Annotated in this window: 21 protein-coding genes and 1 pseudogene; 13 read left to right on the forward strand and 9 right to left on the reverse strand. The window is 69.9% G+C overall.

The genetic code is table 11. The annotated features are described in order from the left end of the window. Positions 1-10: 10 nt before the first annotated feature. Positions 11-235 carry a hypothetical protein gene (locus ACFZBT_RS15335; protein WP_391103116.1) on the reverse strand — a complete coding sequence of 75 codons (225 nt, stop codon included), beginning with the start codon at positions 233-235 and terminating at the stop codon, positions 11-13. Between the two features lie 191 nt (positions 236-426). On the opposite strand from ACFZBT_RS15335, the gene ACFZBT_RS15340 reads away from it, so the two are divergent. Together ACFZBT_RS15340 and ACFZBT_RS15345 are read left to right on the forward strand one after the other, a co-directional pair. Continuing rightward, entirely contained in the window at positions 427-1098 is a 672-nt protein-coding gene (locus ACFZBT_RS15340; RefSeq protein ID WP_391103120.1) for a response regulator, read from the forward strand. Continuing rightward, on the forward strand, positions 1095-2213 hold the full coding sequence (locus tag ACFZBT_RS15345) for a histidine kinase (protein WP_391103123.1): 1119 nt from the start codon (positions 1095-1097) through the stop codon (positions 2211-2213). Before ACFZBT_RS15340 ends, ACFZBT_RS15345 begins: the two co-directional genes overlap by 4 nt. Positions 2214-2296: 83 nt before the next feature. On the opposite strand, the gene ACFZBT_RS15350 is transcribed toward ACFZBT_RS15345, so the two are convergent. Beyond that, positions 2297-2509 (reverse strand): hypothetical protein, encoded by a 213-nt coding sequence (locus ACFZBT_RS15350; RefSeq protein WP_391103125.1) that lies wholly within the window; start codon positions 2507-2509, stop codon positions 2297-2299. 209 nt (positions 2510-2718) lie between these two features. On the opposite strand from ACFZBT_RS15350, the gene ACFZBT_RS15355 reads away from it, so the two are divergent. Continuing rightward, positions 2719-3984, forward strand: a complete 1266-nt coding sequence (locus ACFZBT_RS15355; protein WP_391103128.1) for a DUF418 domain-containing protein — start codon at positions 2719-2721, stop codon at positions 3982-3984. Positions 3985-4444: 460 nt separating this feature from the next. On the opposite strand, the gene ACFZBT_RS15360 is transcribed toward ACFZBT_RS15355, so the two are convergent. Beyond that, on the reverse strand, positions 4445-4903 hold the full coding sequence (locus tag ACFZBT_RS15360; protein WP_391103131.1) for an ArsI/CadI family heavy metal resistance metalloenzyme: 459 nt from the start codon (positions 4901-4903) through the stop codon (positions 4445-4447). Between the two features lie 33 nt (positions 4904-4936). Next, a complete protein-coding gene (locus ACFZBT_RS15365) occupies positions 4937-6301 on the reverse strand; it encodes an NAD(P)-binding domain-containing protein (RefSeq protein ID WP_391103133.1) in 1365 nt (454 codons plus the stop codon). A gap of 105 nt (positions 6302-6406) precedes the next feature. On the opposite strand from ACFZBT_RS15365, the pseudogene ACFZBT_RS15370 reads away from it, so the two are divergent. From ACFZBT_RS15370 to ACFZBT_RS15380, 3 genes and pseudogenes are all read left to right on the forward strand, one after another. Beyond that, positions 6407-6613, forward strand: a pseudogene (locus tag ACFZBT_RS15370) (FAD-dependent monooxygenase); the annotation flags it as partial. A gap of 148 nt (positions 6614-6761) precedes the next feature. Further along, entirely contained in the window at positions 6762-7139 is a 378-nt protein-coding gene (locus ACFZBT_RS15375) for a metalloregulator ArsR/SmtB family transcription factor (RefSeq protein WP_391103135.1), read from the forward strand. Between the two features lie 101 nt (positions 7140-7240). After that, positions 7241-7963: a TIGR02391 family protein gene (locus ACFZBT_RS15380; protein WP_391103138.1), complete on the forward strand. Its 723-nt coding sequence runs from the start codon at positions 7241-7243 to the stop codon at positions 7961-7963. A gap of 16 nt (positions 7964-7979) precedes the next feature. Here the strand turns inward: ACFZBT_RS15380 and ACFZBT_RS15385 are convergent, their stop codons facing one another. Genes ACFZBT_RS15385 through ACFZBT_RS15400 form a run of 4 tightly spaced genes read right to left on the reverse strand, consistent with a single transcriptional unit; the run spans position 7980 to position 10709 of the window. Continuing rightward, on the reverse strand, positions 7980-9041 hold the full coding sequence (locus ACFZBT_RS15385; RefSeq protein ID WP_391103140.1) for an ArsO family NAD(P)H-dependent flavin-containing monooxygenase: 1062 nt from the start codon (positions 9039-9041) through the stop codon (positions 7980-7982). Continuing rightward, positions 9038-9289 (reverse strand): DUF2180 family protein, encoded by a 252-nt coding sequence (locus ACFZBT_RS15390; RefSeq protein ID WP_391103142.1) that lies wholly within the window; start codon positions 9287-9289, stop codon positions 9038-9040. Before ACFZBT_RS15390 ends, ACFZBT_RS15385 begins: the two co-directional genes overlap by 4 nt. After that, positions 9289-10404, reverse strand: coding sequence for an ACR3 family arsenite efflux transporter (gene arsB / locus ACFZBT_RS15395; RefSeq protein ID WP_391103144.1), 1116 nt, complete (start codon positions 10402-10404; stop codon positions 9289-9291). The genes ACFZBT_RS15390 and arsB overlap by 1 nt, the downstream gene beginning before the upstream one ends. After that, positions 10401-10709: a metalloregulator ArsR/SmtB family transcription factor gene (locus ACFZBT_RS15400; protein WP_391103146.1), complete on the reverse strand. Its 309-nt coding sequence runs from the start codon at positions 10707-10709 to the stop codon at positions 10401-10403. The genes arsB and ACFZBT_RS15400 overlap by 4 nt, the downstream gene beginning before the upstream one ends. A gap of 87 nt (positions 10710-10796) precedes the next feature. On the opposite strand from ACFZBT_RS15400, the gene ACFZBT_RS15405 reads away from it, so the two are divergent. The 3 genes from ACFZBT_RS15405 to ACFZBT_RS15415 are packed head-to-tail and all read left to right on the forward strand — an operon-like array spanning position 10797 to position 12846. Next, complete coding sequence (locus ACFZBT_RS15405) at positions 10797-11432, forward strand: three-helix bundle dimerization domain-containing protein (protein ID WP_391103149.1); 636 nt, start codon at positions 10797-10799, stop codon at positions 11430-11432. 47 nt (positions 11433-11479) lie between these two features. Continuing rightward, positions 11480-11899 (forward strand): arsenate reductase ArsC, encoded by a 420-nt coding sequence (locus tag ACFZBT_RS15410; protein WP_391103151.1) that lies wholly within the window; start codon positions 11480-11482, stop codon positions 11897-11899. 8 nt (positions 11900-11907) lie between these two features. After that, positions 11908-12846, forward strand: coding sequence for an FAD-dependent oxidoreductase (locus ACFZBT_RS15415; protein WP_391103635.1), 939 nt, complete (start codon positions 11908-11910; stop codon positions 12844-12846). A gap of 67 nt (positions 12847-12913) precedes the next feature. Here the strand turns inward: ACFZBT_RS15415 and ACFZBT_RS15420 are convergent, their stop codons facing one another. Beyond that, positions 12914-13351: a hypothetical protein gene (locus ACFZBT_RS15420; RefSeq protein WP_003974483.1), complete on the reverse strand. Its 438-nt coding sequence runs from the start codon at positions 13349-13351 to the stop codon at positions 12914-12916. Positions 13352-13949: 598 nt separating this feature from the next. Between ACFZBT_RS15420 and hemL the strand changes: the two genes are divergently transcribed. From hemL to ACFZBT_RS15440, 4 genes are all read left to right on the forward strand, one after another. Continuing rightward, a complete protein-coding gene (gene hemL / locus ACFZBT_RS15425) occupies positions 13950-15266 on the forward strand; it encodes a glutamate-1-semialdehyde 2,1-aminomutase (protein ID WP_391103154.1) in 1317 nt (438 codons plus the stop codon). Beyond that, positions 15263-15961 (forward strand): histidine phosphatase family protein, encoded by a 699-nt coding sequence (locus ACFZBT_RS15430; protein ID WP_391103156.1) that lies wholly within the window; start codon positions 15263-15265, stop codon positions 15959-15961. The genes hemL and ACFZBT_RS15430 overlap by 4 nt, the downstream gene beginning before the upstream one ends. A gap of 174 nt (positions 15962-16135) precedes the next feature. After that, entirely contained in the window at positions 16136-17395 is a 1260-nt protein-coding gene (locus ACFZBT_RS15435) for a polysaccharide deacetylase family protein (protein ID WP_391103159.1), read from the forward strand. A 66-nt stretch (positions 17396-17461) separates the two neighbouring features. After that, positions 17462-18118: a redoxin family protein gene (locus ACFZBT_RS15440; protein ID WP_391103161.1), complete on the forward strand. Its 657-nt coding sequence runs from the start codon at positions 17462-17464 to the stop codon at positions 18116-18118. Positions 18119-18124: the final 6 nt, after the last annotated feature.

The following is an 18124-nucleotide window of genomic DNA, read 5'->3' on the forward strand; positions in this document are numbered from 1 at the left end:
TTCGAGGCAGTCAACCTCGAACCACAAGGTCCTCCTGCGGGTGGTGCATGGTGCGTGGTGCGCTGAACCCCAAGTCCTCGACAGGGCAGGCGAACACCCGCTTCAGTAACGCGCAGGTATGTCCGATGGGGTGGCGGGAGGTGCCGTTCAGCAGGTAGGTGATCTCTGCCGACGCGGTGTTCATTCGACCAGCCAATTCTTCCTGTGTGCGCGGGAAGTCTGCGCGATGGGTCATGCCGCTCAGGCTGGAGACCGGGCGAGCCGCGGAGTATCCGGCGGAAGGCCGCCGTGCCCCTGCCGACTGGAGGGCGATACCCCGCCGGGTGGCTGGAGCTGCCGTCCGAAACGCCGCAGGGATGCTCCAGGACTTTAGGGTTCGAGGCGCGATCAGTCGGATGGTGGGGACGAAGGTGAGGCGAAGCGCACGTGATCCGGGTTGTGGTGGTGGACGACGAGGCGTTGGTGCGGTCGGGCTTCGGCCTGATTCTGAGCGCGTCCGAGGACATCGAGGTCGTCGCGACCGCGAGCGGGGGCGACGCCGTGGAGACCGTCCGCAGGGAGCGGCCGGACGTCGTGCTGCTGGACATCCGGATGCCGGACGTCGACGGGCTGACCGTGCTGCGCGAGCTGCGGGCGAAGCCGGACCCTCCGGTCGTGGCGATGCTGACGACGTTCGACGCCGACGAGTACATCCTGACCGCGCTGCACAGCGGCGCGGCAGGGTTCCTGCTCAAGGACACCGAGCCGGAGCAGCTCGCCCACCTGGTGCGCACCCTGGCCGCGGGCGGTGTGGTGCTGTCCCCCAAGGCGTCGCGGACCCTGCTGCACAGCCACCCCCGCACCGAGGCCGCTGTCGACGAGGAGGCAGCCCGCGTCCGGTTGCTCACCGCCCGAGAGCGCGATGTCCTCGTCCTGGTGGCCGAGGGGTTGTCGAACGCCGACATCGGTGCGCGCGTCCACCTGGGTGCCGGCACCGTGAAGGACCACGTCAGCGCCATCCTCGCCAAGCTCAGGGTGACCAGCCGGGTGCGGGCCGCGCTGCTCGCGCAGCGGGCCGGTCTGCTCGACGAGCGCCCGCGGCCGGAGGCCACACGATGAGCCGGGCACGCGCCCTCTGGAAGCGGGTGCCCGCGCCGGTCGTCGACATCCTCCTGGTGGCGGTGGCGGCCGTGGACGTATGGCTCACCATGTGGGACCACACGCGCCTCGGCGTCACGCTGGCCACGCTCGGCTGCGCCGCCTTGGTCTTCCGGCGCAGGTTCCCCCTCGGCGTCTTCCTCCTCACCCTGCCCATCGCACTGACGCAGCCGGTCGCCCTCGCCCCGCTCATGGCGCTGTTCACTGTGGCCGAACGCTTCCGCAGCCGCCCTCTCCTCGCGGGGTGCGTCGCCCTGACCGCCGTGGCGAGCAGCGCTCCGTGGCCCCTGGCCAGTTTCGCCGAGGTCGGCCGGACCATGACGCTGATCGACTTCGTGTACAGCCTGGCCACCGCTGCCGCCCCGGTCCTTTTCGGGCAACTCCTCCAGACACACCGGGACTTGGCGCGGCGACTGGCGGAGATCGAGGAGGCCCGGGAGCACGAGCGGGCCCTGCACGCCCAGGCCGTGCTCGCCCGCGAACGCGCCCAGCTGGCCCGTGAGATGCACGACGTGGTCTCCCACCAGGTCAGCCTGATCGCCGTACAGGCCGGAGCCATGCAGGTCGCCGCCCAGGATCCGAACGCCAAGGAGGCCGCCCGTACGATCCGTTCGCTGAGCGTCACCACACTCGACGAACTGCGCACCATGGTCACGCTCCTGCGCGCCTCCGGCGGCCAGGCCACCGAGCTGACACCTCAGCCCACCCTGGCCGACCTGCACAGACTCGTCGAATCAAGCGGCACTCACGCACAGTTGAAGGGCGAACTCCCACCCACCGTGAACACACCGGCCCAACGAGCTCTCTACCGCACGGTCCAGGAGGCACTGACCAACGTCCGCAAGCACGCCCCCGGCGCAACGGCCCGCGTAGAACTGTGGCAGGACGCCGACCACGTCGGGGTGACCGTCACCAACACCCCACCCACACGTCCCTCCCTGTCCCTCCCCGGATCACAGCACGGTTTGGTCGGCCTGCGGGAACGGGCCGACATCCTGCACGGCACCCTGGAGACCGGCCCGACCGCGGAAGGCGGCTACCGGGTGCACCTGCGGATTCCTCCCAGCGCGGACTGACCGACCAGGACCTCACGCCGGTCCAATCGGTTGCCGGGCGCCGCATCAGCGGTCCGGCGCCCCAGGAGTGAGCAGGTGCCGACTCAGGGGACGAGTCCGGCTGTGCTCGTGGCGACGTGCACCAGCGCTTCGGATAGGTCAGGGCTCAGCACGAACAGGACGACGGCGCCCGCCGCCAGCGTCAGGCCGAGAAACTCCACGAACTCGCCCCTGCCAGGGACGGCGTCACGGCCCGGTACGTCGGCCGGTGATCCGAGGGAGTCCTTGCGCTCCTTGTGTCGCGCACCGTGTGTCATGCCTCCAGCCTGGAAGCCCGGCTGCCTCCCGCCCATCCGGCAACTGTCGGGCCCACCCCCGCCGAGTGGCTGGAGAAGACCGCCGTCCGGTCGCGCCGGACCGGGGGCGGAAGTCCGCCTGTCGGCGGGGCGGTACCCGCCGGTCGGCGGGGCCGTTCCCGAAGCCTGCCGGATGGTCCGCCGCCCGGCGGCAACGCGAGATTCTCCGTATGACAAAGTCGCAGCCGCTGCAGGAGACGGCAGCTCCGCAGGAGAACTCGCCTCCGCAGCCCCGGATTTCCCCCGAGTCCGCCGTGCCGGCCTCGCCCGGTCCTTCGATGGGACGCCTCGTCGGAGTGGACCTGGCCCGCGCGCTGGCGGTGTTCGGCATGTACGTCGTGCACATCGGTCCCCCGCTGTCGGCCACGGACGGCGTGGCCAGCTGGGTCCGGTACATGGCGGACGGCCACTCGTCGATCCTGTTCGCCACCCTCGCCGGATTCTCACTGATGCTGCTCGCCGGCCGCCGGGAACCGAAGACCGGCCTGGCCGGCCGGCAGGCGAAGGCCAGGATCGCGATCCGCGCCGTGGTCCTGCTGGCGCTGGGCACCGCGATGGCGATGGAGTACGGGGGAGTGATCATCCTCGGCTTCTACGGGGTCTACTTCCTGCTGGCCCTGCCCCTGGTGCGACTGCGGGCCAAGACGCTCGCGATCATCGCGGCCGCCCTCGCCCTCGTCACACCACAGCTGTTGTTCGCCCTGAACTCACTGCTGACCGAGCCGGTCCGCGGGAGCGTCAACGCCTACGACCCGCTGTACCGCCTCAGCGACGTGGGAGTGCTCGATCTCCTGTTCACCGGCTTCTACCCGACGATCACGTGGATGTCGTTCGTGGTCGCCGGGATGGCCCTGGCCCGCCTTGACCTGTCCCAGACCGCTGTCCAGTGGCGCCTGGCCGCACTCGGCGCCGCCCTCACCGCGGCCGCGTACGGCATGTCCCTGCTGCTGGCCGGCAAGGACGCGTTGGACAGCATGGCGGAAGGCGGAGGGTCGTCCGGCAGCTCCGGGTCGCTGTCCGGCAGCTCCGGGTCGATGCCCCCCGACGGCGCGTCGTTCGAGCCCCAGGCGTCGACGCTCTTGACGGCCGGGCCGCACAGCGGCACCACGTTCGACATCATCGGCAGCGTGGGAGTCGCGATCCTCGTGATCGTGGGCGCGACGGTGGCGATGGACCGCCTGCCGCGACTGCGCCGCCTGGCCGAACCGGTCATCGCCGTGGGCACCATGTCCCTGACGGCCTACGTCGGCCACTTCGTCGCACAGTCCATGCTGTCCATGCCCAGCGGGACCAGCACCCAGCAGTCCTGGGTGCCGCTGCTCATGTTCGTCCTCGGGGCGATCGTGTTCGCAGCGATCTGGTCCCGCTTCTTCCGCCGCGGACCCCTGGAGTACCTGCTCAACGCCGCCACCAAGCCGGCGAAGCACATCCGATGACTCCGGACCGGGGTGGCTCGCCGCCACGTCCCACCCCGGCCTGGATCGCTCATGCCCTCAATGTGCCCTGGCCGCCATGACGGCCCCTTCCCGGCACGCAAAAGGGCGAGGCCCGAAGACCCCGCCCGACTCCTACGAAACCCCAGCTCAGGGCCACACCAAGCAATACGGCTGATGCCCCGCCTCATGCAGCCGATGCGAGAAGTCCTGCCACTCGTCCCTGGTGCGACTGCGGGCCAAGACGCTCGCGATCATCGCGGCCGCCCTCGCCCTCGTCACACCACAGAGGTCTCCTCGTAACCGCGTCCGCCTCACACAGCTGCGGATTAGGCGTAGTAGACGATGCCCCAGCTGGTGACCCGCGTCAGGCAGAGGGCCGGCAATGCGGCGCGAGGCCGTGACCGGTCCCCCGTTCCGGTCACGGCCCCGCTGGTGTGGAGGTTGGTCATCGGCGGCGGCGTCAGCAGCAGCCGCCTGCGACTGCCGGTTCCTTGTTGTCGGCATCGGCCGGATTAGTGCAACAGGTGCTGCCCTGCTGCTTGGCGAGGGTGCCGGCGTCTGCTTTGACCACGTACACCTCCCAGGGTTCCTGGCCGGGGCCGTGCACCCAGACCTTGTCCTGGAGGGCGTAGCAACAGGTGGTGTTGTCCTCTTCGGTGGTGGCCAGGCCCGCCTCGCTCAGGCGGGCGGTGGCGGCGTGGACGGCCTCGGTCGAATCGACTTCGACGCCGAGGTGGTCCAGGCCGGTGTCCTGGTCTGCCTCGCCCTCGATCAGCACGAGCTTGAGCGGGGGCTCGGCGATGGCGAAGTTGGCGTATCCGTCACGGAGTTTGGCGGGCTCGGTGCCGAACAGCTTGCTGTAGAAGATGACGGACGCGTCGAGATCTGCGACGCGGAGGGCCAGCTGAACGCGGGACATGGCGTACCTCCTGCTCGATGGGTGGTTGTCGGGTCAGCAACTGCCGGAGACGGTCGAGGTTCCGGTGCCGATCTGCAGGGTGGCGGGGGCGCCGCAGCATCCGCCGCCCTGGCTGTTCTGGGCCGTGTCGGGTTCGTCGTACAGGCCCGCGCCGCCGCACACGCCGGTTTCGGGCAGGGTCAGCTCGACGCGTTCGGCGGCCTCGCGGTCGCCGGCGATCGCGGCGCTGATGGAGCGGACCTGCTCGTAGCCGGTCATCGCCAGGAACGTGGGGGCGCGGCCGTAGGACTTCATGCCGACCAGGTAGATGCCCTGCTCCGGGTGGGACAGCTCGTTCACGCCGTGCGGATAGACGGTTCCGCAGGAGTGCACGTTCGGGTCGATCAGAGGAGCCAGGGCCGTCGGCGCCTGCAGACGCTCGTCCAGTCCGAGGCGGACCTCGGAAAGGAAGGACAGGTCGGGGCGGAAGCCGGTCAGGACGATGACCTCGTCGACGGGGTCCAGGCGGCGGCCATCGTCGGCGACCAGGACCAGCTGGTCGCCGTCGCGGTCCACAGCGTCAGTGCGGAAGCCGGTGACCGCGCTCGCGAAGCCGTCCTCGACGGCGGCTTTGGCGCGCAGGCCCAGGGCCCCGCGTGCGGGCAGCTCGTCGGCCTCGCCTCCGCCGAAGGTGTTTGCGCCGATGCCGCGTCGCAGAATCCACGTTGTGTGCGTGCCCTGCTCCTCCTTGGCCAGGTCGGCGAGGTAGGCCAGCGCGGTGAAGGCGGAGGCGCCGGAGCCGATGACCGCGGTGCGCTTGCCCGCGTAGCGGGCACGGACGGCCGGGTCCTTGAGGTCGGGGACGCGGTAGGAAACGCGGCCAGTGGCCGTCTTCTCGCCGAGGGCGGGCAGGCCGTTGGCGCCCATCGGACTGGGGGTGGACCAGGTGCCGGAGGCATCGATCACGGCGCGGGCGGTGATCCGCTCCTCGCGCCCGTCCGTCCCCAGGGTGTGGATGCTGAAGGGCTGCTCGTCGCGATCGGCGTCGACGATGCGGTCGCGGCCCGCGCGGGCGACGCCGGTCACCGTGACGCCGTAGCGAACCTTGTCGCCGAGGACGTCGGCGAGCGGCTGCAGGTACTGCTCGGCCCAGTCGCCGCCGGTCGGGTAGGCGGAGCCGTCAGGGCGGACCCAGCCGGTGGGGGCGAGGAGCTTCTCGGCGGCCGGGTCGGTGACCTCGGCCCACGGTGAGAACAACCGCACGTGTGCCCAGTCGCGTACGGCGGTGCCCGCGGACGGTCCGGCTTCGAGGACCAGGGGTGCGATGCCGCGTTCGACGAGGTGGGCGGCGGCGGCCAGGCCGATCGGGCCGGCACCGATGACCACGACGGGCAGCTGGTCGGTGGTGGACGCGTTCACGAGACTCCCCTTTGCTTCGACATTCGTCGATGGCTTGCGCGGCCAGCATGGCACCTGCTTCGATGAGCGTCAACATAGACATTCATCGAATCTGGGGGTTTCTCGATGGAGCACGCTGACGTCGTGGTGATCGGCGGCGGGCAGTCCGGGCCGGTCACGGGGCGCGCCCTACTGCGGCAGGGGATCAGGCCGGTGGTGCTGGAGGCGTCAGAGCGGGCGGCAGGGTCGTGGCCGCGCTGCTACGACAGCCTCACCCTGTTCTCGCCCGCCAGGTACAGCTCGCTGCCAGGGATGCCTTTTCCCGGCGCGGATCCGAACGGCAGCGCAGCCTGTCATCCAACTCTCTGCGCGGCGTCGGCCGGGACGCCGCCCGCGTGGCGCGGCGCCTGGCGGCTCACCTTGCCCACGGCTGAGCCATGCGCCCCTCGCCCACTGGTTCGACGTATGTCAACATAGATGCATGTCGAACGCTAAGGTGCTGCCGCTGATCGAGGCCGAGGGATCCGAGGCCGTTGCGCCATGCTGCCCGCCGCTCACCGAGCGCCCGTTCACCGCGGAGGAGTCCGAGACAGCTGCGCGGATGTTCAAGGCGCTCGGCGACCCGGTGCGACTGCGCCTGTTCTCGGCAGTGGCCTCGCACGCGGCCGGTGAGGCGTGCGTGTGCGACATCTCCGACGTCGGCGTCTCCCAGCCGACGGTCTCCCACCACCTGAAGAAGCTCAAGGAGGCCGGGCTGCTGACCTCTGAGCGGCGCGGGACGTGGGTCTACTACCGGGTCGAGCCGTCGGTGCTGGCGGCCATGGGCAAATTGCTGACCATCGCACCGGCAGTGGCCTGACGGTGACGGGGGCCCTTGGCATGTCGTCGTTCTGATCGCACGGCGCAGCCCAGCTGACACAGTCCAGGGTCATTGTCAGTTGTCGTATGGATGATGGAGCGATGAGCATCGACGTCGAGTGGGCACGCGGCGAGCTGTCGCACTTCTTGGAGCTCACCGAGCTGTACCGGCCACCGGACCCTGCCGGCATGGTCGTCTTCAGCACCAGGAAATCCAATCGCGGCAACCCGGCAGACATCATTGCCAGTGCGCATGCAGTGGAGCAGATCCTCGACCGCGTCCTGCCCGCCTGGCGCGGCAATCAGCGGATCAACCGCTGGTACCAGCACCGCGAGGCCGTCCAGCGTGCCGACGCCGCTCTGCAGCGAGACGCCGAGATCCGCGAACGCCTGGGCGGCACCGCGCCACGCCTGAGTGCCGCGAGCCTGCACTCATGGGTCTGGTCTGCGGCAAGAGCGCTGTGGCAGGACGGACATTTTCGAGAGGCCGTCACTGCTGCTGCGAGGAAGGTCAACCGCGAAACACAGAACAAGGCAGGGCGGCGCGACGTAACCGAAACCGCCCTGTTCCAGAGCATCTTCTCGAAGGACGCTCGCAAGCCTGGCCAGCCGCGTCTGCGACTGATGATCGACGACGGCAGCGACACCTTCCGCAGCGTCCAACGGGGTGCGGCGGCCTTCGCCGAGGGCTGCTACGCCGGCATCAGGAATCCCAACAGCCACGAGGACGGCCTGCCGGAGCTGCCACAGCATGAGGCGCTCGAACAGCTGGTCGCCTTTAGTGTTCTGGCCCGATGGGTGGATACGGCCGCACGCGCCACATGATTGCCGTCCGAGGTGCTCAGGACAGCTGTTCAGCGATCTGCCGGGCTGTGTCGCGGGCGGGCCGCCCGACGCCGATGAGGGTGGCGGAGGCGGGCCCGGTCCAGTCGCCGTAGCCGAGCAAGTACAGGCGCGGCTCGTCCACCGCCCGCGTGCCGGATGTGGCGATGTGGCCCCGGTGCCCTCGGAGTTGCAGCGGTGCGAGGTGCGTCAGGGCGGGCCGGAACCCGGTGCACCAGATGATCGTGTCGACCCCGGCGCGGGTGCCATCAGCCCATTCGACGCCGCCGGGGACGAGGCGGGTGAACATCGGGCTCGCCTTGAGCAGACCGCGGTCGCGTGCCTCACGGACGGGTGGGACGGCGACGATGTCGCCGAGGGAGGCGACGCCGCCGGTGTCCGTACGCCCCTGGTCGAGGGCGCGGCGGCGGGCGGTGGCGGCGTCGAAGAGGGCGCGGCCGTCGATGTCGTCGGCCAGGAAGCGTGGCGGGCGCTGGGTGACCCAGGTCAGCTCGATGTCGTGGGCGAGGTCGGCCGCGATCTGGGCGCCTGAGTTGCCGCCGCCGACCACGATCACCCGGCGGCCTGCGAAGTCCTGGGGCCGTCGGTGGTCGACGCTGTGCAGTTGCCGGCCGCCGAAGTCGGTGAGTCCGGGCACGGCTGGGAGGAAGGGGCGCCACCAGGTGCCGGTCGCGCTGATCACGGCGCGAGCCCGCCAGGTGCCCGAGTCCGTCTCCACACGCAGGAACCCGCCGTCCCGGTGCACGCCCAGCACCCGTACAGGCCGCTCGACCGGGAGGTCGTACCGCTTCTCGTAGTCACGCAGGTAGGCGACCACGTGCTCGGCGTCCGGGTACTCCTCGCCCGGCTGCGGCGGCATCAGCCGCCCCGGAAGAGACGAGTAGGCGGCTGGGGAGAACAGGTGCAGGGAGTCCCAGGTGTGTTGCCAAGCGCCGCCCGGCTCGGCCTGGGCGTCGAGGGTGACGAAGTCCAGGCCGAGGCGGCGCAGGTGGTAGCCGGCGGCGAGCCCGGCCTGGCCGCCGCCGACGATCACCACCTGCGTGTGCCGGTCCCCGGTCACGAGGTCCGCACCACGCCGCTCGACTCCGGGCAACACGCGGCGTGGGCGCGATGTGCGGCGGCGCAGGTGCCGCACAGCAGCCGCCGCACCGGTGGCTCGGTGGCCACCGGGCGGGAGATCGGCTTCGTGCAGGTCAGGTACCGCTTGGAGACTTCGGCGTGGGCGGCGCGGACAGCGGCTCCGCACTGAGCGCAGACGCCGACCGCGGCGACTTGCGCTCCGGTGCCGGTGCAGTCCAGGCAGTGCATCAGCTCTCCTGCGGCGTGGCCGTCAGCTGCTGGCTGTCGCTGAACTTGCGCCGCCAGGCCAGGGATACGTACACGAGCGCGACCAGCACCGGCACCTCGATCAGCGGGCCGACGACACCGGACAGGGCCTGCCCGGAGGTGACGCCGAACGTGGCGATGGCGACCGCGATGGCCAGCTCGAAGTTGTTGCCCGCCGCGGTGAAGGCGAGCGTCGCGGTGCGGTCGTAGGCCAGGCCGATGACCTTGCCGAGGGCGAACGTGCCGAACCACATGACCGCGAAGTACACCAGCAGCGGCAGCGCGATACGGGCGACGTCCAGCGGCTGCGAGGTGATGGTCTTCCCCTGCAGGGCGAAGAGGATGACGATCGTGAAGAGCAGGCCGTACAACGCCCACGGGCCGATCTTCGGCAGGAAGTTGGTCTCGTACTTCTCGCGGCCCAGCTTCTGCTCGCCGATGCGGCGGGTGAGGAAGCCGGCCAGCAGCGGGATGCCGAGGAAGATGATCACGTTCAGCGCGATCTTCCACATGGAGATGTCCAGGTGCTCGCCGTTGCCCAGGTTCAGCCAGCCGGGCAGCAGGTCGAGGTAGAACCAGCCGAGCAGGCCGAAGGCCAGGACCTGGAAGACCGAGTTCAGCGCGACCAGTACGGCGGCTGCCTCGCGGTCGCCGCAGGCGAGGTCGTTCCAGATGATGACCATCGCGATGCAGCGGGCGAGGCCGACGATGATCAGGCCGGTGCGGTACTCGGGCAGGTCAGGCAGGAAGATCCAGGCCAGCGCGAACATGACCGCCGGGCCGATGATCCAGTTGACGACCAGCGACGAGGCCATGAGCTTCTTGTCGCCGGTGACGGCGTCGAGTTTGTCGTAGCGGACCTTGGCCAGGACCGGGTACATCATGATCAGCAGGCCGACGGCGATCGGCAGGGAGATGCCGCCGATCTCGACCGTTGCCAGGGCGTCGTCGAGGCCGGGGATGGCGCGGCCCAGGCCGAGGCCGAGGGCCATGGCGAGCAGGATCCACACGGCGAGGAAACGGTCGAGCGTCGAGAGCTTCGCGACGACCGGGGAATCCTCGGTGGGGGATGTCGCGGATGCTTCGGTGCGGGTCACGGGCAGGCCCTCTTGTTGTCGGCGGCGGTGCGAGCGGCCTCGGCCAGGGCGGCGAACTGACCCGCGAGCGAGGCGATGACGTCGGGCTTGAGCCGGTAGTAGGTGAACCGGCCGCACGGCTCCGTCTCCACGACCCCGGCCTCGCGCAGCACCTTCAGATGGTTGGAGAGGTTGGTCTGCCGGGCGCCGGTCTCCTCCACCAGGTGAGTGGTGCACAGAGTCTCTTTGGCCAGCAAGGTCACGATTCGAAGCCTGAGCGGGTCGGCCAGAACCCGGATCAGATCAGTGTCGACTGACGTCAGCATGGGCTGATACTCTCACATCACTCCGAGCTGATACCAGCCGGGGCTGATGCCTGGGACCCGCATCCCTCCGCCCCGAAGGGGGTTCCCGTGACCGCCTCCCCGCCTCCTGTCCTGCCCGATGAGCGCCTCGCGTCGGGCATCGCCCGACTCGCCCTGCGCTACCGCGGGCGCTTCGCCCCGGCGACCATCCAGCGCCTCGTCACCGACTCCTACGAACGGCTGGCCGAACACGCCCGCATCCGAACCCACCTGATCGTTCTGGCCGAGCACCTGGCCACCGAGCGGGTGGACGCGCTCGCACACATCGAAGGCGCTCCCGGCTGCGGCCTGCCCCGCGTGCTGTTCGTCTGCAGCCACAACGCCGGCCGTTCGCAGATGGCAGCAGCCCTCCTCGCGCACCGCGCGGGCGGACACGTGGTCGTATCGTCCGCGGGCACGCTCCCGGCAGCCGAGGTCGAGCCGGTCGTCATCCAGGTGCTCACCGAGGCCGGCGTGGACCTCAGCGACGCGTTCCCCAAGCCGCTGACCGACGAGGTCGTGCAGGCCGCCGACATCGTCATCACCATGGGATGCGGGGGCGCCTGCCCCGTCCTGCCCGGGCGCCGCTACCTGGACTGGCCGGTCACCGACCCCGGGGGCGCCCCGATCGCCGTCGTCCGCGGCATTCGCGACGAGATCGACGCCCACATCACCGAGCTGCTCGCCTCTCTGCCGAGTTCCTGAATCCGCACCCCGCACCACCGCAAGACTCACTGACGAAGGAAGAACCGATGTCCTCCAGCCCGCTCGCCTCCGTGCTGTTCGTCTGCGTCCACAACGCCGGGCGCTCGCAGATGGCTGCCGGATTCCTCTCCCACCTCGCGGGCGACCGGATCGAGGTCCGCTCCGCCGGCTCCATCCCGGGCGACCAGGTCAACCCCTCAGCCGTCGAGGCCATGAAGGAGGTCGGCGTCGACATCGCCGACGCCAAGCCGAAGATCCTCACCACCGAGGCCGTCCAGGTGTCCGACTACGTCATCACCATGGGCTGCGGCGACGCCTGCCCGATCTTCCCGGGAAAGAAGTACCTCGACTGGGCCCTGGAAGACCCGGCCGGCAAGGGCGTCGACGCCGTCCGCCCCATCCGCGACGAAATCAAGACCCGCATCGAGGCACTGATCGCCGAGATCGACGCCAAGCAGGAGGCGTGACGTCGGTGATCGACAATGAAATACGCGAGGTCATCGGCTCCGGCCCCGCCGGATACACCGCCGCCCTCTACACCGCCCGGGCCGCACTCAAGCCGCTCGTCTTCGGCGGTGCGATCTTCGTGGGCGGCGCGCTGACCACGACGACCGAGGTCGAGAACTTTCCCGGCTTCCCCGAGGGCATCGACGGCCCGGACCTGATGACGAACATGCGTGCCCAGGCCGAGAGGTTCGGCGCCGAGATGGTCGACGACGACATCGTCGCCGTCGACCTCACCGGGGAGATCAAGACCGTCACCGACACGGTGGGCACCGTGCACCGAGCGAAGACGGTGATCGTGGCGACCGGCTCCGGCTACCGCAAGCTCGGCCTGCCCAAGGAGGACGAACTCTCCGGCCGGGGCGTGTCCTGGTGCGCCGCCTGCGACGGCTTCTTCTTCCGCGACCGCGACATCGTGGTGGTCGGCGGCGGCGACACCGCCATGGAGGAAGCGACTTTCCTCACCCGCTTCGCCCGCTCGGTGACCGTCGTCCACCGCCGCTCCACCCTGCGGGCCTCCCAGATCACGCAGAACCGCGCCTTCGCCGACGACAAGATCTCCTTCGCGTTCGACAGCGAGATCGCGGAGATCAAGGAAAGCAACGGGAGGCTCGCCGGCGTCGTTCTGCGCGACGTCTTCACCGGCGCCACCCGCGACCTGGACGTCACCGGCCTGTTCATCGCCATAGGTCACGACCCGCGCACCGAACTGTTCAAGGGCCGGCTGGACCTGGACGAGGAGGGCGTACAAGCACTGCTGCCGTCCAGCGAGAGCCGCACCCGCAAGGCGATCGACGACGCCTTCACGGAAGAAGCCGAGGAGGAAGACGAGGGTGACCGGCCCGGCGCCCAGGGCGCATCAGTGCCCCGAGCGAATCCAATGTGCCCTCAATGTGCCCTGGCCGCCTGACGGCCCCTCCCCGGCACTGAAAAGGGCGAGGCCCGAAGACCCCGCCCGCACCCCACGAAACCCCAGCTCAGGGCCACACCAAGCAATACGGCTGATGCCCCGCCTCATGCAGCCGATGCGAGAAGTCCTGCCACTCGTGCAGCAGTTGGTACACGTTGAACGCGTCCCGCGGACCGCCCCGGTCCGGGACCGTCGACCAGATGAAGGCCGCCGCGCCGACCGCCTCCTCGCCGATGCCCCGGAGGGGGTCGACGACGGTCATGGGGAGTTTGACGACGGCGTAGTCGGGGTGCAGGACGACCAGTTCCAGGGGCGGGACCTTGTGCAGGGGGACGCCCTCGATGCCCGTGAGGACCATCGCCGCCATGGTCTCCGGCTTGATCTTGGTGAACATGCCGTTCATGCCGAGTTCGTCGCCGCCGAGTTCCTCGGGGCGCATCGAGATCGGGACGCGGGCCGCGGTCGCACCGTCGGGTGCGCCGAAGTACTTGTACGTCACCCCCACCCGGCCACCATTCCTGCTCCCCGCACGAAGATCGTCCACCCGGTGTTCAGCCTGAAATTCATCCACGCGACGCTCACCCCGACGTTCAGCCCGAAGATCGTCCAGCCGATGTTCAGTACGTCCGTCGGACCGCTCCGGTTCACTCTGCGGACCCTGCGTCTGACGAGTTTCCTGAGTGTCCTCCGCCTCGCGCCGGTGCTTGCCCCGTCTGGCACGCCGAGGACCCAGGTCATCGGTCCCCTCGCCCAGTCCGCCACCGCGATGCATATCTCCACCCGACTGCTTTTTCTGGGACGCGCCGCCCCCGCCGCGCAACCCGATCATCGTGTCAGTGACCTCCCCCGCGACCGCCCGCCGAAACGTGCGCCGAATCATCTGTCCGCAGGATCTTCGCAGCCTCTGACCACCCTGGGCCGTTTGATCTGTGTGTATCAGGTCCAGTCTCGCAGACGGCCGGGAATCGCGGGCTCGATGCGGGTTCGGTCACACTCGCCGTCCGCCCCGTAACCTCCCCTGGCCTACCCTGAACAGGTCACTGAACAGGTCACTGGCACCCGGAGCCCGACAACGTCGGAGAAGGTCGGAGAAGTCGCAGGTCATGAGCGAACTGGCATATCCGTATGAAGCACCGGCCTCGCAGGCTCTGTTCGACCGTGCGGCGGCCGTCACGCCCGGCGGTGTGAACTCACCGGTACGGGCCTTCCGCGCCGTCGGCGGCACGCCGCGGTTCATGGTGTCCGGCACCGGCCCGTACCTGACGGACGCCGACGGACGCGAGTACGTCGACCTCGTGTGCTCCTGGGGGCCCATGATCCTCGGGCACTCGCACCCCGAGGTCATCGCCGCCGTCCAGGACGCCGTCGCCCGCGGTACGTCCTTCGGTACGCCCGGTGAGGGCGAGGTCGCGCTCGCCGAGGAGATGATCGCCCGGGTCGGGCCCCTGGAGCAGGTCCGGCTCGTGTCCAGCGGCACCGAGGCGACCATGTCGGCGATCCGGCTCGCGCGCGGGTTCACCCAGCGCGCCAAGGTGATCAAGTTCGCCGGGTGCTACCACGGCCACGTCGACTCGCTGCTCGCCGCGGCCGGCAGCGGCGTCGCCACCTTCGCGCTGCCCGACACCCCGGGTGTCACCGGCGCCCAGGCCGGCGACACCGTCGTCCTGCCCTACAACGACCTCGACGCCGTACGCGCGGCCTTCGCCGCCCACCCCGGCGAGATCGCCTGCGTGATCACCGAGGCCTCCCCGGGCAACATGGGCGTCGTACCGCCCGCGGACGGCTTCAACCAGGGGCTCAAGGACCTCTGCGCCGAGAACGGTGCCCTCTACATCTCCGACGAGGTCATGACCGGCTTCCGGACCAGCCGCGCCGGGTGGTTCGGGGTCGACGGCGTGGTCCCCGACCTGATGACCTTCGGCAAGGTCATGGGCGGCGGCTTCCCCGCCGCGGCCTTCGGCGGACGCGCGGACGTCATGGCGCACCTCGCCCCGGCCGGGCCGGTCTACCAGGCCGGCACGCTGTCCGGGAACCCGATCGCCACCGCGGCCGGCCTCGCCCAGCTGCGACTGCTCGACGACGCCGCCTACGCCAAGGTCGACGCCGTGTCCCGGGAGATCCAGGGCCTCGTCACCGGCGCCCTGGCCAAGGAGGGCGTCGCGCACACGCTGCAGACCGCCTCCAACATGTTCTCCGTGTTCTTCACCGACCGTCCGGTCAGGAACTACGAGGACGCCAAGGCCCAGGAGTCCTTCCGCTTCACCGCGTTCTTCCAGTCGCTGCTCTCCGACGGTGTCTACCTGCCTCCGTCGTCCTTCGAGTCCTGGTTCGTGTCCACCGCGCACGACGAGCGTGCCGTGCAGCGCATCGCCGACGCCCTCCCGGCGGCGGCCCGCGCGGCCGCGGAGGCCACGGCATGAGCGACCAGGGCAACGGCGCGAGCGCCGACATCACCGTCGTCCACGTCATGCGCCACGGCGAGGTCGCCAACCCGGACGGCATCCTCTACGGCCGTCTCCCCGGCTACCACCTCTCCGAGCTGGGCCGGCGCATGGCGGACCGGGTCGCCGAGCACCTGGCGGACCGCGATGTGACGCACGTCGTCGCCTCCCCGCTGGAGCGGGCGCAGGAGACGGCCGAACCGATCGCCAAGGCGCACGGCCTCGACCTCGCCACCGACGAGCGGCTGATCGAGGCCGACAACATCTTCCAGGGCAAGACCTTCGGCGTCGGCGACGGTGCGCTGCGCAAGCCCGGCAACTGGAAGCACCTGGTCAACCCGCTCCGGCCGTCCTGGGGCGAGCCTTACGTCGATCAGGTCGTGCGCATGATGAGCGCCCTGAGCACGGCGAAGGACCGGGCCCGGGGGCACGAGGCGGTCGTGGTCAGTCATCAGCTGCCGATCTGGATCGTGCGGTCGTACGTGGAGCGGCGGCGGCTGTGGCACGACCCGCGCAAGCGGCAGTGCACGCTCGCCTCGCTGACGACCTTCACGTTCCGGGGCGACCGGATCGTCTCCGTCGGCTACACCGAGCCGGCCCGCGATCTCGTCCCGGCGCATCTCCTGGCCGGTGCCAAGCCGGTGAAGGGGCAGGGCAAGGCGTTCGGCGCCTGATCCGATCCACAGAACCCACAAGCCCTTTCTGTTCGCTTCCGGGCGGTTTCCGACCGCTCCGTTACGGAATCTGCAAATAACAGCGGAACCTCCCCGTTCGTCACGTCCTCTGACTGGGTGACCAGCACGACGTGACGAATCGGGGATGCCATGCGCGCTCTCACCCGTAGGGGAATGCTCGGAATCGGCGCGGGAGCCGCCGCCGCTGTCTCGCTCGCCGGCTGCGGCGGCCTCACCGGGTCAGAGGGGTCGAGCCACGCCGGAGGTTCCCCCGACAAGGGAACCGGCAGCCCGAAGCCCACCGCCCGCCCCATCGGCGACGGCTCCACCGCCCACACCGGCGAACAGCCCCACCAGCCCGGCAAGCCCGAGCCGCTGGAGCCGGGCCAGACTCCGCCGCAGTTCGTCGTCTTCTCCTGGGACGGCGCCGGCGAGGTCGGCAACGGCCTCTTCCCGCGCTTCCTGGACCTGGCCAAGGAGCACGGCGCGAGCATGACCTTCTTCCTGTCCGGGCTGTATCTGCTGCCCGAGTCGAAGAAGCGCCTCTACGACCCGCCGAACAACCCGCGCGGCGCCTCCGACATCGGCTACCTCACCGACGCGCACGTCAAGGACACGCTGAAGTACGTCCGCCGGGCCTGGCTGGAGGGCCACGAGATCGGCACCCACTTCAACGGGCACTTCTGCGGCGAGACCCACGGCTCGGTCAAGAACTGGACGCCCCGGCAGTGGCGCAGCGAGATCGACCAGGCGAAGTCCTTCGTGAAGGAGTGGCGCACCAACACCGGCTGGACCGACCTGCCGTCCCTGCCGTTCGACTACGACAAGGAACTCGTCGGCGGCCGCACGCCCTGTCTGCTCGGCCAGGACAACCTGCTGCCCACCGCCCGCGAGCTCGGCTGGCGCTACGACGCCTCCTCGCCCGGCGGCCGCCAGGTCTGGCCGGTGAAGCGACAGGGGATCTGGGACCTGCCCCTACAGCAGATACCTTTCCCCGGCCGGGGCTTCGAGGTCCTCTCGATGGACTACAACATGCTGGCAAACCAGTCCATAAGCACCACAAAGGCGCCCGCGCACAACTACCCGGGCTGGCGCGAGCAGTCGGCCCAGGCGTACATCCAGGGCTTCCAGCGGGCCTACGAGTCCAATCGCGCGCCCCTCTTCATAGGCAACCACTTCGAGCAGTGGAACGGCGGCATCTACATGGACGCCGTGGAGGAGGCCTTCAAGCACATCGCGCGGGAGAAGGACAAGGGCGCGGATGTGCGCCTCGTCTCCTTCCGTCAGTTCACCGACTGGCTGGACGTCCAGAAGCCCGAGGTGCTGGACAGGCTCCGCACGCTGGAGGTCGGGCAGCAACCGGCCGGTGGCTGGAAGGGGTTCGTGGAGAAGACGCCGCAGGGGACCGGGACACCCTCGCGAAACGCTGCCTGAAATGCGGTTTTCCGCCCGCAAGGGGGGTGGGCGAGAGCGCCGGAACGGGCATGCGAAACTTTTCACATGAGTGCCGCCAGCCGCGCCCCCCTGGGTTCGAACAGCTCGCCCCGCACGACCCGGAACACCCGCTCACCCCGGGCCCGTCGCCGCGCCGCCCTGACCGCCGGTGCCGCCGCGGCCGCGCTGCTCGTCTCCGCGTGCGGCTCGGGCGGCACCTCCGGCGGGGGCGGCAACACCAACTTCGTCACCGGCTCCGACGGCACCGCCACGGCCGCCAAGGGCGAGCGCACCCCGGCCCCCGACCTGTCCGGCAAGACCATCGCCGGCAAGACGCTCGACGTCGCCGACTTCAAGGGCAAGGTCGTCGTCCTCAACGTGTGGGGCTCCTGGTGCAACCCCTGCCGCGCCGAGGCCAAGTACTTCGCGAAGGTGTCCAAGGCCTACGCGGACAAGGGCGTGCAGTTCGTCGGCATCAACACCCGCGACACCTCCACGGGCGCCGCCCTCGCCTTCGAGAAGGACTGGGACATCACCTACCCCAGCCTCTACGACCCGACCGGCAAGCTGCTGCTGCGCTTCGACAAGGGCACCCTCAACCCGCAGGCGATCCCCTCCACCCTCGTCCTCGACCGGGACGGGAAGATCGCGGCCCGCTCGCTGTCCGCGCTCAGCGAGGAACGCCTGCTGAAGATGCTCAAGCCCGTCGTCGCGGAGAAGTGACGTGAG

The sequence above is a fragment of the Streptomyces sp. NPDC008137 genome, assembly GCF_042957035.1.
GTDB lineage: Bacteria > Actinomycetota > Actinomycetes > Streptomycetales > Streptomycetaceae > Streptomyces.

Bases quoted from the DNA above. Each gene is read 5' to 3' on its own strand.
- ACFZBT_RS15335 (WP_391103116.1), bottom strand. From the start codon at position 235: ATGACCCATCGCGCAGACTTCCCGCGCACACAGGAAGAATTGGCTGGT.
- ACFZBT_RS15345 (WP_391103123.1), top strand. From the start codon at position 1,095: ATGAGCCGGGCACGCGCCCTCTGGAAGCGGGTGCCCGCGCCGGTCGTC.
- ACFZBT_RS15350 (WP_391103125.1), bottom strand. From the start codon at position 2,509: ATGACACACGGTGCGCGACACAAGGAGCGCAAGGACTCCCTCGGATCA.
- ACFZBT_RS15355 (WP_391103128.1), top strand. From the start codon at position 2,719: ATGACAAAGTCGCAGCCGCTGCAGGAGACGGCAGCTCCGCAGGAGAAC.
- ACFZBT_RS15360 (WP_391103131.1), bottom strand. From the start codon at position 4,903: ATGTCCCGCGTTCAGCTGGCCCTCCGCGTCGCAGATCTCGACGCGTCC.
- ACFZBT_RS15375 (WP_391103135.1), top strand. From the start codon at position 6,762: ATGTCGAACGCTAAGGTGCTGCCGCTGATCGAGGCCGAGGGATCCGAG.
- ACFZBT_RS15380 (WP_391103138.1), top strand. From the start codon at position 7,241: ATGAGCATCGACGTCGAGTGGGCACGCGGCGAGCTGTCGCACTTCTTG.
- ACFZBT_RS15390 (WP_391103142.1), bottom strand. From the start codon at position 9,289: ATGCACTGCCTGGACTGCACCGGCACCGGAGCGCAAGTCGCCGCGGTC.
- ACFZBT_RS15400 (WP_391103146.1), bottom strand. From the start codon at position 10,709: ATGCTGACGTCAGTCGACACTGATCTGATCCGGGTTCTGGCCGACCCG.
- ACFZBT_RS15410 (WP_391103151.1), top strand. From the start codon at position 11,480: ATGTCCTCCAGCCCGCTCGCCTCCGTGCTGTTCGTCTGCGTCCACAAC.
- hemL (WP_391103154.1), top strand. From the start codon at position 13,950: ATGAGCGAACTGGCATATCCGTATGAAGCACCGGCCTCGCAGGCTCTG.
- ACFZBT_RS15430 (WP_391103156.1), top strand. From the start codon at position 15,263: ATGAGCGACCAGGGCAACGGCGCGAGCGCCGACATCACCGTCGTCCAC.
- ACFZBT_RS15435 (WP_391103159.1), top strand. From the start codon at position 16,136: ATGCTCGGAATCGGCGCGGGAGCCGCCGCCGCTGTCTCGCTCGCCGGC.
- ACFZBT_RS15440 (WP_391103161.1), top strand. From the start codon at position 17,462: ATGAGTGCCGCCAGCCGCGCCCCCCTGGGTTCGAACAGCTCGCCCCGC.